Genomic DNA, 14,267 nt, shown 5'->3' on the forward strand with positions numbered 1-14,267 from the left:
TAAAAGATGGATAACTACATTATCAAAACAACTGACCTAGAACATTACCATTCGAAATTGGCCAAAACCTTAACTAACATCAATATGTTGGTGCCAAAAGGAAGCATTTACGGCTTTCTTGGACCAAACGGAGCTGGTAAAACCACCACTTTGCGTTTATTGCTAGGCCTGCTAAAGGTACAGCATGGTACGATCGAAATTTTCGAAAAAGATTTTAACTCACATCGACTTCAAATTTTAAAGAAAATTGGCTCGCTGATCGAGAATCCATCCCTATATGGGCATTTACGCGCTAAAGAAAACCTCGAAATTTATCGGGAAGTATATGGGGCATCAAAAGCTAGGGCAAATGAAGTGTTAAAGATTGTGGGACTAGCAGATACCGGAGGCAAAAAAGTTAAACAATTTTCTCTGGGGATGAAACAACGCCTCTCTGTTGCGTTGGCACTTTTACCCAATCCTGAACTCCTAATTTTAGATGAACCCGCCAATGGCTTAGATCCGACAGGAATTATTGAACTGAGGGAACTGATTAAAAAATTGAACAAGGAAGAAGGCATGACGATATTAATGTCGAGCCACCAACTATCGGAAATCGAGAAAATGGTAAGCCAAGTAGGCATAATTTCGCGGGGTGAAATGATTTTTCAGGGATCTTTAACCCAACTGAACCTGCTCCAAAAAAAGCAATCTAAACTGCTCGTCCATACCTCGAATAACCAAGCCGCAATGCAAATTCTAAAGGCTTACCATCCCGAAAACCTAGGCGAGGTTTTATCTGTTTCATACCAAAACGAAAAAGAAATTGCAGCAATTAATAGAATGCTCCACGAAAAGCAATTGGATATTTATTTGCTTCATCCACAGCAGAACAACCTCGAACAATTATTTATGGACCTAACTACACAACACGCATGAGCTTAGCTATTTCCCTTAAATCAGAACTTTTAAAGACGAAACGCTCGCCAATATGGTTATTAACCTTAGCTATGGCCGCCTTTGCTCCACTTTTTATGCTGGTGGTTTTCAAAGAAGAACATGATGGGCAACTCTCTGATGATGTGGCAAGGATTAGCAAGGGCGCATGGGATTTTTATTATTATCAGGATGTTGGAATGATCAGCTTTGTTTTTTTACCCCTGTTTGTGATTCTGATCAGTACCTTATTGCCACAAATAGAGTATCGAAACCATACGTGGAAACAAGTACTTGCCTCACCACAGTCGTACGGAAAGCTTTACATTTCTAAATTCCTCATATTCCAGCTTTTTATAGTGGTTTTTATAATTGCTAACCTACTTTTTACAGGCTTTTCTGGCATGGTGTCTCATACGTTGCACCCTAAATTTCAATTTTATGCCCATGGTTTGGACTGGCGGAAACTTCTGACCCTGATTTCGCAGATGTACGCAGCAATTTTGGCGCTTTCTGCCATGCAATTTTGGTTGGGCCTCCGCTTCAAAAGCTTTTTATTGCCTATCGGGATTGGCTTATTGTTATCTATCTTGGGTTTGGTTAATATGATTGGCTTCCCCGTTATAGCTGCCGACAAATATTTCTATAACTTTTCGGGCTTCATATATTTCAAAGAAAATTTTTCGAGAATTCCTTTTGTTTTGTGGCTCTCTACCGCATATGCTATATTGATACTGATAGTTGGATTTTTAGATTTTAGGTATAAAAAGTGGGATTAAGTTCTTGCTTTTTTTACCACCTAGACACCTTAATTAACCTGCTTAAGCGGTAACTTTTCTTATTTCCACCACCTCAGACACCTTAGGCACCTAAGTTGCGGTTGCTAATGCATCACGATCTAAGGCATCTTAGTACCTTAGGTGGTGATTTTATGCGTTATGTATTGCAAACGGCAAGCGCGTACTTTTTTACCACAACCTCTTGATTTTAAAATAATTAATAATTAAATTGCTTTATGTAAAATAGTATTAACCTCTCATCAGCCCAATATGTTCTCAAAAACCAACAAGCTTCGCTATTCGTGCGAAGCAAAAATGCCTATTTAAAATAGCGCTGCCCTATTTGCTTGGATCAAAGCATTTACCTTATTCCTATTTTTTAACTTGACTTAACTATCCAACCAATGGTTAAACCTGCCAAATCTAAAACGGATCTGATTAACGAGCTGCTTGCTAATGAAATTTCTATTATTGATTTTCATAAGCTAACCAAGAAAGTAAACGAGGTTGATCTCTCGATCATTATTCAACGGATTTATGATCTTAATACCGAACAGGTAAGAAAAATTGCGGCTTTAGCTCCTATCATGGAAAAAGTTGACAATTTAAAAAATAGCCAACGAAACCATAAATTCTTAAAGAAGGTTAGAGGTGATTTTAGAAATGTTAAAGGAAACAAGGTCGTTTTAGTAGAAGGCGATTCCTGGTTTAATTACCCTATCCTTTTAAGTGATGTGATCGACTGGATTGCAATGGAAGACAATATTGCCCTTTATAGTATAGCAGCCGGTGGCGATTGGCTACTTAATATGCTAAGCGCCAGAAGCTATATTGAGGAACTATCAACTATTAAACCCGACGTGTTTATTATCAGTGGCGGAGGAAACGACTTGGTGGACAGCAGAAGGTTAGCTGCTATGGTAGATAGTTCGGGAACTTCAAAAGAATACCACAAGAGTGAATGGGCGCAGTTCTTAATGTCGCGGCCAGATAAGCTTCCTTACAACGAAACAAGGTTTAATAATGGGATTAAATATTTATCGAAAGATTTCTTTGCACTTTTAGGCTTCTTCCATCTGCAATATTACTTTATTTTCAAAGGAATATTAATGGGGGGCTCCAACAGCCCTACCAATTGCAAATTTCCAGGAATTAAAATCATCACCCAAGGTTATGATTATGCCATTCCTTGTAGAGATCTAGGGTTTGGACCGAACCCATTGCGTTGGTATAAGCCCTTTGCCCGAACATTTTTAGGACATGGGTCATGGCTCAAAACCCCACTCGAACTGAGAGGTATTTCAAATGTTGAAGCACAAAAAGATATTGTTTATGCCATGATCTACCTATTTAACGAAATGATGATCGAGATCGGCGCGATATTTCGCGACAAGATGGGTTTCAACTGTGTTTATCATATTGATTCCAGGGACTCTGTTGGCGATAAAGGATGGACAGACGAATTACATCCCCTGCCTAAGCATTTCAGAAAAACAGGTAAAACATTTATTCAATGTATCAATAACGATAATCCTAACCAAGACCTTGTCTATTATGTAAAAAATCTTAATCCTTAATTACCATGAAGATAATAGCGTGGATCATTTTTTTAATCCTTTTTTCTTACCTCACCCTGCAAACCATCACTTTGTCTGAAAGTAAATATAGCCTAGTTTCATTAACATTTGCAAAAGCGCCCGAAGGCAAGGAAATGATAAAATCGTGGGCCGAAAGCACGCACGGGACTAGCAATTTTTTAGAAATTGCGAAAAGCAGCACCAAATGGGACTTTGTATTTATCATTTCTTACGTACTAATAATTTTTATTCTCAGCAACGCTAGGATGCAATTAGAGAAGTGGCTGCTACTCAATGAAATCCTCCGATTTAACTTTTTTATAGCGGTACTGATCGGCCTTGCTGATACTGTTGAAAATTTGTTTCTGCTGCATAATTTTAACCATGTATATGAAGACTTCTATTTATGTACCTGCATCCCTTCAGCAATCAAATGGGTCCTTGTTGGATGGGTACTCCTCACTCTGTTATTTTCAAAAATCAAAAGCTTAATTCAATAAATCATTCACTAAATAAAGTAACAATTATGGCATTTTTTGATCTCCATAGTCACCCAGGACTAAAAACATTATTTTTACCGCAAGACGGCAACCAGATTTCAGCATGGCGCACCATATCTCCGAATGATCATGTGATTGGTGATATTTTAGAATCGCAAGCTTCATTAAAATTATTGATGCAAGAGGGCAACATCAATTTGATCTGTTTAACGCTTCATCCGCCAGAAGTTGGAATGATAGACCAGATTTTATTAAAAATAGCTTCTATACTGTTATTTAGTAGTTATTTAAACAAGCAGAGACTTAATGAGATGATTTCATTAACAAGTTCTTATCAACAAACCTTTGAACAGGAACTTCGAAATATCACTGCTGCTCCACGCCTTGAGGATGGAATAAATCCAGTTAAAAAAATAAAACTCCTCAAAAAATGGAGTGATTACAATGAAAACGACTTTGATACCCTGCATATCGTTTTTAACATCGAAGGCGGGCATACTTTTTACGATCTAAAAAACAAGGTTAAAGATATCAATCAAGTTCTTCAAAACTTCACTAATTTCATTAATAAAGGCTATTTAACGCTCTATTTTACTCCAACTCATTTAACACCCAACGAATTTATCACTCATGCCTACGGCAACAAAATCCTAACCAAGGGTCCGTTAATTCCAAAGGGGATCGGAATTACGCCTCATGGCAAGAAGCTGATAGATCATGCCTATGCTAAAAATATCCTCATCGATGTGAAGCATATGAGTTTGGTGTCTAGGAGGATTTTTTATAAATATCATGAAAAATACTTTCCAACTAAACCCATCATCGCCAGTCATATAGGCTTAGCAGGTGAAAGCTGGAACCTCTTTAAAGACGACATTGAAAAGGCAGATAAAAAAAGTTATTGGTATAAGATCCAACGACCGAAAAAGAAAGGAGCTATTGATGGAAGTTCTTTTTATCCTTTAACTATTAATTTATACAATGAAGACATTTTAGCTATCCTGAACAGTAAAGGGCTTATCGGACTTTCTTTAGACGTGAGGATTTTAGGTGGGAAAGAGAATTTTGGTGAAACTCAGAAAGACTTTTTAAGCATCGAAGAATTTGAACTCTTAAATAGTAACAATGCCGAAGAACAAATAGAAGCACTATTTGCTGATTTTGAATCTGGAAATATTGATAACGGAAATCTGTTGATGAATACTGTCGACCAACAACAACCAGACTTTGATGATATGCAAGATGCGGATAAAGAGCTTAAAGAAATGATGCATAAAACCAATGAAACCGTAGTAGGAGAAAATTATTACCCCCACTTAAGATTGGTTGTCAATCACCTGATCCGTTTATACCAAATTACAAAATGGTATAATATTCCTTTGCCATGGGATCATATCTGCATAGGATCAGACTTTGATGGCTTGGTTGAGGCGATCGACTGTTGCAAAAACGCGTCTCAGTTTGGTTCTTTTGCTATAGCCCTAAAAACTTCATTACAGCATGCCGCAACGGAAGTTAACATCGATCTAGAGCTTCCGGCAGACGAGATAGTAGACAGGTTGATGTATAAAAATGCGAAACGTTTTTTGGAACAACGGTTTGAATAATTAATTAGCTATGCCTGAGGCTTAAAATTTTTAAAACTAATATCCCTTCGATGTCAGCCTGAGGCTCTCGAAGGCATTTTGGTCCTTGAAGATTGACTTTTAGTAAGGTTACTTTAGATTACGTTGCCTTCGAGAGCCTCAGGCTGACAAATTTTTAAGCGGGTTTCCAATTTTAAATCAATGTTGAAAACTTGATTCTATAAGAAAAATGCAATAGCTTAATTTAGTTTTCCTGATCAAAAATCCAATGGCCACTTTCGAATGTCTTTATTTTCTTGAAAACTTTAACATGTATATCGTTGAGGTCAAGAGAACAGACCTTAAAGAGCATGCGCATCCTTCAGAAAAATTTAAATGGCTGAAGATTGAAAAAGAAAGTCTGGAAATCTCAGCGCTCAATTTTGCCTCAATGGATTCGTCTGGAGAAATTGAGGAAAGATATTTTGAGGAGGGCTACCTTAAGTTTAAACAGAGCACCGGTACTTTTATCGAAAAATACAATTCGGCACAACATCCATTAGATCGTAGGTTGGAATGGAAGATGCCTACTCCCCTACATAACGCAATAAGTGGGTTTCTAGAGCGATAAGCATGGAGCATGTAGCGCTGAGCGATAGGCCTGGACGATAAGCGATTTTGGGTTTCTTTACCATTAAGAAGTTAAGAGCATTTAAGATCGCAGCTACTTAATTATCTTAATTCCTTAATGGTTAATTTTCTTCCTTTCAACCATTACGTGTTTCAACCTGCTTTATACTAAAATTTAGAGGCAAACCCATTCGATAAATAACCTGTAAGCGAAAGTCTTATTTATTCAGTTCATCAAGTTTATCCTTTATCGGCTTGAAATAGTTTTCATCATCTTGATGGGCTCCTTTCGGTTGTTCAAAACGTTTAACTGTTCCATCGGTTTCTTTTTCAAAACTGCCTAAATCTTCACCATCCAGGTTGATGTGGTATTTTCGTCCCTCTTTGATCACAATTACATGTGCCAACTTTTCCTTGATCAGAATATCAAATATGATTTTTTCTCCCTTAATATCGCTTTCTGCAAATCTATCTGGAAATTCATTATTATCTACTGCCATGATTTTTTCTTTAACAAACAGCTAGGTCAAATGCTTTGTTTCAGTTTTGCACCGATTTCTGGCTTTTGGACTTCTGGACCGATTTCACTTTGCTGAATCTTAGTTCTTCACCCTATTCTGTTCGTCTGCAGCGCCATCGGCATTGTGTTTTCTTTGGTCGGAAATGGTTTTACCAAATCGGTAACTCAAAGAAAATACTGCTGTTCTTGTATCACTTAGATTAACCCAATTGGCCTTGGTTTGATTGAGGTTGTTGATCACTCCCTTGTTTTTCATGGTGTAGAAGATGTCATTAATAACAATCCTAACTGTAGTACTTGGCGACAGCTTTTTGGAGCCCGCAACATTTAACCTGCCTCTTGCACCAAGATCAAATTGCGCACTACGCAATTTACTCTGATAGGTCCCGTCGAGCTGGGCTGTCCACTCTTTGGGAAATTTGAACTGTAGTACGGGTTTAAAGAAAAAATAAGTGCCCTGAGTATCTAGAAGTCCTGTGTAAAAATCGCTCACAGAGTGAATGTTAGCTACCTGCCCATTAAAATTGAAAGTAAGCCATTTAGTAAACGTGAATGATGAACTGACAGCAAAGGTTTTAACCGTTTTTTCGCCAATATTCCCCGGTCTGCTGTAATAGATTCCATTTACAATCTCTATAGTTTCGTCTACATCATTATATGTTTTACTGTAGCTGATTGAGGTAGTAAATTTGCTTTTAAAGGTATGAGAAAGTTCTAACTCATTAGTAAAGGAGGGCTTTAAGAATGGGTTACCGGTATAATAGGTAAATTTATCTATGGGCGACATGAAGGGATTTAAATCCTGATAATAAGGACGATCAATCCGTCGGCCATAGTTTAGGCTAAATACATTTATATCCGCTGTATCCAATTTGTACTGCAAGTATACCGTTGGGAATAAATTGGTGTAACTACGTTTAAAGGTAGAATCAGGTTTCTTTATGTTACCTAATTGATGGCCGTTGGAGACGGTATTTTCTAAACGAAGTCCGATTTGAACAGCAAATTTTTTGAAATCCCTTGTTGCGTTTAAATATGTAGCATTGATATTTTCTTTGTAAAGGAAATGATTTGTTTTATCATAATCTATCGCAGTTACACCTTGGGTTGTATACTGATAATTGGCGGTATTATCGGTTTCTGTGTAGCTTGATTTGAGACCTGCAGAGAGCTTCAGCCCATTTTTAAAGGGATGTTCAAAATCGGTTTTACCAGAAAAGATGGTAATATCGGCCGGCAACAGCCCAGTTAACAGGTCGTTAGTTTTTAGGGTACCAATAGGTAAATAACTGTTGTTGTTAAACTCCTGATTATTATTAGTAGAATAGTTCAGGAAATCAAAATCAGCAGTGAGCTCGGTCCCCTTTTTATTGAGCTTCTGGCGATAGTTTAGATTTAAGCCCCCGTTCTTGAACACCTGATGCTGTTCATTATGCGCTTTGATTGTAGAATCAGCTTTATCTAGTGCATTTGAAAACTGGCTAGTTACTTCTGCTATCTTCTGATAGGCATTATAAATGCCTGTTAAATTAATCCCAAGCGTAGCAGTCTCCGAAAGATAATAATCAGCTCCTATTTTGCTTACATAACCTTCGGTGATGCCCCTACTGAAAGAGTTTTGAATAAAGTTAGATTTCAGGTTCCCTGCAGCATCTTCGAAGTGGCGATTAATGGTAAGGTCGTTATATCCATTATTGGTATTAAAACTTAAATTCCCAAAGATATTAAGCCTGTTGTTTCTATAATTGAAATTAAAGCTGTTAGCGGTTCTTCCATAACTACCCTGCGAATAACTTAGATTAAACGCTCCGTTAAATCCCTTAATTTTTGTGCGTTTTGTTCTAATGTTGATGATACCCCCATTTCCTGCTGCATCATATTTTGCCGGCGGATTAGACATCAGTTCTATCTGATCGATGCTAGCGGAGGTTAACGACCGTAGGTAGCTTTCAAGGTCGCTACCCGACAAATGAATGGGTTTATCATCTATAAAGATAGCTACGCTTTGTCCCTTTAACGTAACGGCACCATTTTGATCAACCATTACTCCTGGAGCCTTTTCTAAAACGTCTAAGGCGGTACTTCCCGCATTGCTGATCAATACTTCAGGATTAACCACCATCCTGTCGATCTTTTGTTGGACAAACGGACGCTGAGCATTTACACTTACCGTATTTAATGTAGTTTGTGTTGCTTGGAGTATGATCGATTCGATGTTATGATTTTTATCAGCCGTAAAAACTGCTCCGTTGTAGGTTTTGTAGCCCATCATCATCACACTCAACTTATAGTTTCCCGGCATTACTTTTTGAAATTGATAAGCGCCATTTATATCAGTAATTGCAGTTTTAAGCACAGCTGAATCCGTGGCTTTAAGCAAGTATATGGTAGCTCCATCAACTGCTTTACCATCCATGGCAATAATTTTTCCGGTGAGGGTCAAATCAGCTTGCGCAAAAGCAAAAGTTGAGGCAAAAGTTATCCAGGCGAGTAGTAAAACCGCAATATTTATTCTCATGATTTTTGTGTTTTTTGTGGGTTTGTGTGTTAATTTATAACGGTATTCGTGTCAAAATGGTAATAAACAGTAGTGCCTTTTTGAAAGGATTGAATGTTTTTGTCTTTAAATGCACTATAAGCTAGGTTAGGGATTCTTTTGCCATTGATAATCAGTTCTGATTCAGACAATCTGAAGGATTTGACATCACTTACCAAACTATCGTTCAACATAGCCTCAACCAACTTTTTAGAGTTATCTGTACCATGAACCATTTTTATGCCCTCCGGTGCCACATTTGCTATGGGTGCAACATCGGCGATGGGTGCAACCGTTGATGGTGTAGCCAATCGGCCCCCATATTCAGTTGTACTTGATCGATATTGGTTTTTAGAGCGCTCATATTTTCTGGCCGAGTCGGTTTGATAGTTAATATAATCTAGCCGATTTTTTCGGGAACTTACCTTTGGTGACACTGTTTTCTCACGTTGAAGCGAATCGATAATAGTTACGTACTTGTGATATTGGGTTACTGGAACTGTATTGCCATTAACCTGCAATGAACGGGTATATTCTTCCTTAGCATTAATAGGATAGGTGATGCCGTTCTGTTTTAATAAAACGGTTTGAAAATTACCATTGGTAATAGGTAGTGCAGATTGATCAACGCTTTGATAAGGTAGATAGATTTGGTATTTTGAAGTATCAGGGATTTCATTATTACCATTAGCTATGGATAACATAGTTAATGGTATATCTGCTATCGTTATCTCTGGCCTCTCCTTTTTTTCAGGGTTAACAACTATTTCGTTTTTGGCTTTTATAATTTCTGGTGGATTAACAAATTTATTTATTTTTTCTGCATTAGAAAAAGCGATCGTTAACATGCCCGCTACCACAAGGCAAAGCGTGAGCAGCGATTTTTCGATTAAGTTTAACGATTGGTTATTTTTAGAAAGAATTCGTCTAACCCTCCCTAAAAGGTGATTTTTATTACCGTTTAAGGCCATAGCATAGGCTGGAAGCCCCAAATGATATTCCTGACAAGCTATTAACGCTTTAATATATTCGGTTTTATTACTTGTTTGAGCTACTACAATGTCATCACAACAATGCTCTCGCTCTGCTCTAATTAACGAGGCTAACCAAAGTACAGCGGGGTTAAAGAAAAAGATTACCTCTATTACACTTATCAGCAGGTTTATTAAATAATCGCGCCGGCTGATATGGGCCAACTCATGTACCAAAATGGCTTCTATGGCCGATGGAGGGAGAGCAATCAGCAAACCAACAGGAATTAAGATCAAGGGTTTTAAATGTCCAATCACCATTGGCACTTTTATTAGGGCCGATTCGGCGACTTTGACACCTTGTTTAATGCCCATTTTGGCAGCCAAAATCAGTCCATTATTTTGTAAGTCTGATCCAACGTTAAAAATTGCTTTCCGTCGTAACTCACTCAAACTATAAAGGCCGGTTACCAACTGTATAGTTCGTGCCAATACGATAAGGAACCAAATAAGAACGATGGTATGAGCATGGTTAGTTAAAAACCCAAAAAATGGATTATTGCTGGTTTCGGCATCGGCCAGAGGCGAAATTGAAGAATTACTACTAAAGTTCATCGTTGAAACAGCCGCCCCTCCAGTTCCACCCTTACTTTCTTTATTCAACTGATAGCACAGGGTGAAAATAATGGCACTGCAAAAAATTAATAAACCTGTAATCAAAAAATTATAGCGCACTATAGGATTTGATTTACGTGTAAACAGGATTATTAATCCTGTAAAGGCTGCGAGGAGCAAACCTTGCCATAACGAATAGATTAAGCTAGTGCAAACTGCTCTGATGATATGTTCAGGAATAGTAAAAATTAAAAAATCCATATCTTTAAATGGTAGTTATTATTCTTCGAATTTTTTTAACATATTCTTAATTTCTTCCAGTTCTTCTTGAGAAGTGTTTTTGTTGCCCAGTAACTGCATCATCAATTTACTGGCAGAGCCCTTATACATCGAATCAACAAATTTATTGAGCAAATGCGCTTTCGTTTGTTGCTCTTCTTCTACTACACTATACACATGTTTCATTTTACTTTCATCGCGCTTTAGCATGCCCTTTTCGGCCATGAGCTGCATAAATTTTAACGTTGTTGTATAGTTTACTTCCTTTATTTTAAGCAACCCATCGTTAACCTCACGTACGGTTGCTGGTCCAATTTCCCATAAAACCTGTAAGATTTCGAGTTCGGATTTTGTGGGCTCTATAGGTTTATTTTGATGTTGCATATCCATTGTTAATTCAAAGGTAGGAATTTTTTCGTACCATCCAAATTTATTTAGGAATTTTTTCGTACCTTTTTAATTAGGAGATGAAGAATGGGTAAGAAAAGGACTGAAGAAGGGTTGTAATTGATACTCCGCAACATGTTGATACGCGGCTTTGCGTGTAATTTCACCACCTAAGACATCTTAGACACCTAGTAATGTTTCTATACGCCTAAATTTTCTCACCATCTCAGACATCTTAGAACAGCTAAGGAGAAGTTAGCATCATCGGGAAACATGTTGATACGCGGCTTTGCGTTTAAATTTTTACCACCTAAGACACCTTAGACACCTAAGTAGTGTTCTCTATACGCCTAATCTCACCATCTCAGACATCTGAGAACAGCTAAGGCGTTGTCTGCATCATTGGGCAGCAGGTTGCTGTACAGATTTGCGTTCTTTGCGAATTCTTTGCGCCCTTTGCGTTTGAATTTTTACTTCCTGCCAGCAGGCAGTTAGACATCTTAGAACAGCTAAGCTTTTAAACCATATAAGACATATAAGGCTCATATAAGGCATAGTTTGTATCATCTGCAACATGTTGGTGCGCGGCTTTGCGTTTAAATTTTTACCACCTAAGACACCTAAATTGCGGCAAAATCTACCATTGCCCTGAGGTGCCTTAGGTGTCTAAGGTGGTTTTCTTCGATTACTTTTCGTCTTTTGCGTCGTGAAAATCATCTGATGAGCTTCCGGTACCACTCTCCTCTTCATTGGGATGTTCTTCCGGCTTTTTTGAAGAACCAGTAAATGCATCGTCGGTTAAGGAGTCGTAGCCTTGGGTTCCTGTATTGTCTAGTCCGTCCCTAGCCGGAACGGTACCTAAAAAAGATTCTTTTTTCTTTGCCATAATTTGATATTTTATCACAGAACAAACCAGCATTCAGAAAGTTTGGCGCTGGGCGGTTGGCGCTGAGCGGTTGGCGCTGAGCGGGGAGCGTTTGGTGTAAAGCGGTTGGCGGTAAGCGTTGGGCGTTGGTTTCGTTTAATACGTATCGCGAACAATTTGCCTTAAGGTATTCAGATTAGCATGTGCCTCTCCCATGGTATTGTTAAAGTAAACAAATACCTTTTTACCTTCAGAAAGCCAATCGGTAACGTAACTGGCATATTCGTAAAGTACATCATCCGCATAACTGCCTCGGTAATTGCCTCCCGGGCCGTGAAAGCGTAGATAGATAAAATCAGGATGCGTTTCTAGTACAGGACTATTTGCAGGTGTCTTATCATGTACCACCATACCAAATTGGTAGGTTTCTAACAGTTCGTATATTTCATCCACATATAATGAAGGGTGGCGAAACTCCAGTGCAATCTTCCACTCCATCAACGGATCATTGTCGCGTAAAACGGCCATCAGCCTGCCTAGTTGTATCAAATGGGAAATGCGAACGCTAGGTGGAAACTGGACCAAAAGGCATCCCTTCTTTTCCTCAACGTGATTTATCACCCTCATAAAGTGAGAAACCACTTCAGGATCAAACGCTAGATCCTTATTATGGGTAATTTCTTTGAACAGTTTGAAGGTAAACCTGAATTCGTTGGGCACATCTGCTGCCCATTTTTTCATTGTAGAAACCTGGGGGATTTTATAAAATGAGCTATTAATCTCTATGGTGTCCATTAACGACGCGTAATAGCAGAGCCTACTTTTATCTTGGAATTCTTCTGGATAATACAGCTTATTGGGTACTGGAAGTAGTAATCCGCTGGTACCTGAATAATAATTTTCGAATTCGATTTTCATTTAATTTCTAACCTCACTCCCTAAACAAGCATTGGTTGAAATTGTTGTGCAAGCATTAATGTTTAGCTAAAAAATATATAAAATAGTGGTGTTCGTTTGGGGCTATTGTCTTAATCATGTTCCGATCTTCAGGTAAATCGTAAAAGTAGATCCCTTTCCAAGTTCACTTTCCACCTCGATCTTTCCACCAGAAGCACGAACGATTTCTTTAACGAGATACAAGCCTATCCCCGACCCGTCAACAGACTCAGAGATACGCTGATACTTGGTAAAGATTTTCCTAAAATCGCTAGGATCTATCCCTAAACCATTATCAGCTATGCTAATAACCATATACCCATCTTTTTCTGCTGTAGAAATTAATATTTCGGGATTGCGATCTGGCGAACGGTATTTAATAGCATTGTTTATTAGATTATATACCAAGCTACGTAGCTTCCTTCTGATATACACAATTTCTGAAAGACCGATTTTACTTTTAATTACAGCTCCAGACTCAGCAATCTGTTGAGCCAATGTTAATCTCACGTCTTCTATGATATGTTCAAAATTCAACAGTTCTTCCACTGCCTTGTAGCGATGTTCCTTCTGCCTTGCATCGGTTAGATCATGAATGATAAGCTGCATTTTTTTTAGACTATTCTCTACTTTTTCTAGAAGGACAGGAAATCTTTCCATTCCTTTTTCGGGCAATTTCTTTAGCAGTTCGATGGTTAGGCTCAAACTGGTAAGTGGCGTTTTAATATCATGGGAAATCGTGTCCAATAAAATCTCGTGTTCTGAAATCAGTTTTTCCTGCTCTTTAAGATCCTTTATACGCATGGTAATTTCAACGAAGGTGATGATTACCCCATTCGTTTTTTTGTCCTTCCGTACGATATATGGTATTATGTTCATTTGGTACCAGCGCAGATCAGTAGTTTGGATTTCTTTTTCTAATACTTCATCTGTATCGATAACATGCTGAATATTGTCGATAATGCTGGGAAATCTAAAGTTTTCTTTAATTTCTGCGATTGGTCTGCCCACATCACCATCCTTTAAATTGAATTGCTTCATGGCTGGAGGCGTAAACTTCCTCAATACCAATTGCGAATCTACAAATAGCTGTGGAATGATCGTGTTTCTAAAATAGTTCTCAAGCTCTTCGTTGAGTTCGATCAACTGGCTAATCTGTTCTGTCTTGTTTTGCATTGGTATTAAAACTAAT

General features: G+C 38.1%; 13 protein-coding genes. 6 read left to right on the plus strand and 7 right to left on the minus strand.

What is annotated here, in order from left to right:
• The first annotated feature begins 6 nt into the window (after positions 1-6).
• From AC6H0V_RS07065 to AC6H0V_RS07090, 6 genes are all read left to right on the plus strand, one after another.
• A complete protein-coding gene (locus tag AC6H0V_RS07065; protein WP_497563017.1) occupies positions 7-918 on the plus strand; it encodes an ABC transporter ATP-binding protein in 912 nt (303 codons plus the stop codon).
• Positions 915-1,694, plus strand: a complete 780-nt coding sequence (locus AC6H0V_RS07070; protein ID WP_497563018.1) for an ABC transporter permease — start codon at positions 915-917, stop codon at positions 1,692-1,694. The genes AC6H0V_RS07065 and AC6H0V_RS07070 overlap by 4 nt, the downstream gene beginning before the upstream one ends.
• A gap of 404 nt (positions 1,695-2,098) precedes the next feature.
• Positions 2,099-3,271 (plus strand): hypothetical protein, encoded by a 1,173-nt coding sequence (locus tag AC6H0V_RS07075; RefSeq protein WP_497563019.1) that lies wholly within the window; start codon positions 2,099-2,101, stop codon positions 3,269-3,271.
• 5 nt (positions 3,272-3,276) lie between these two features.
• On the plus strand, positions 3,277-3,771 hold the full coding sequence (locus tag AC6H0V_RS07080; protein ID WP_497563020.1) for a hypothetical protein: 495 nt from the start codon (positions 3,277-3,279) through the stop codon (positions 3,769-3,771).
• A 26-nt stretch (positions 3,772-3,797) separates the two neighbouring features.
• On the plus strand, positions 3,798-5,378 hold the full coding sequence (locus AC6H0V_RS07085) for a hypothetical protein (RefSeq protein ID WP_497563021.1): 1,581 nt from the start codon (positions 3,798-3,800) through the stop codon (positions 5,376-5,378).
• Between the two features lie 247 nt (positions 5,379-5,625).
• A complete protein-coding gene (locus AC6H0V_RS07090; protein ID WP_497563022.1) occupies positions 5,626-5,967 on the plus strand; it encodes a hypothetical protein in 342 nt (113 codons plus the stop codon).
• Between the two features lie 217 nt (positions 5,968-6,184).
• Here AC6H0V_RS07090 and AC6H0V_RS07095 read toward each other — a convergent pair whose 3' ends face one another.
• The 7 genes from AC6H0V_RS07095 to AC6H0V_RS07125 all read right to left on the minus strand — a co-directional run bounded on the left by AC6H0V_RS07095 (position 6,185) and on the right by AC6H0V_RS07125 (position 14,251).
• Positions 6,185-6,466 (minus strand): hypothetical protein, encoded by a 282-nt coding sequence (locus AC6H0V_RS07095; RefSeq protein WP_497563023.1) that lies wholly within the window; start codon positions 6,464-6,466, stop codon positions 6,185-6,187.
• A 99-nt stretch (positions 6,467-6,565) separates the two neighbouring features.
• Positions 6,566-9,004, minus strand: a complete 2,439-nt coding sequence (locus AC6H0V_RS07100; protein ID WP_497563024.1) for an outer membrane beta-barrel protein — start codon at positions 9,002-9,004, stop codon at positions 6,566-6,568.
• A 29-nt stretch (positions 9,005-9,033) separates the two neighbouring features.
• On the minus strand, positions 9,034-10,869 hold the full coding sequence (locus AC6H0V_RS07105; protein ID WP_497563025.1) for a M56 family metallopeptidase: 1,836 nt from the start codon (positions 10,867-10,869) through the stop codon (positions 9,034-9,036).
• An 18-nt stretch (positions 10,870-10,887) separates the two neighbouring features.
• On the minus strand, positions 10,888-11,271 hold the full coding sequence (locus AC6H0V_RS07110) for a BlaI/MecI/CopY family transcriptional regulator (RefSeq protein WP_497563026.1): 384 nt from the start codon (positions 11,269-11,271) through the stop codon (positions 10,888-10,890).
• A gap of 688 nt (positions 11,272-11,959) precedes the next feature.
• Positions 11,960-12,160 carry a hypothetical protein gene (locus AC6H0V_RS07115; RefSeq protein ID WP_497563027.1) on the minus strand — a complete coding sequence of 67 codons (201 nt, stop codon included), beginning with the start codon at positions 12,158-12,160 and terminating at the stop codon, positions 11,960-11,962.
• A 135-nt stretch (positions 12,161-12,295) separates the two neighbouring features.
• Positions 12,296-13,057, minus strand: a complete 762-nt coding sequence (locus AC6H0V_RS07120) for a DUF72 domain-containing protein (protein ID WP_497563028.1) — start codon at positions 13,055-13,057, stop codon at positions 12,296-12,298.
• 114 nt (positions 13,058-13,171) lie between these two features.
• Positions 13,172-14,251, minus strand: coding sequence for a sensor histidine kinase (locus tag AC6H0V_RS07125; RefSeq protein WP_497563029.1), 1,080 nt, complete (start codon positions 14,249-14,251; stop codon positions 13,172-13,174).
• Positions 14,252-14,267 lie beyond the last annotated feature (16 nt).

The organism is Pedobacter sp. NO84, from assembly GCF_059703915.1.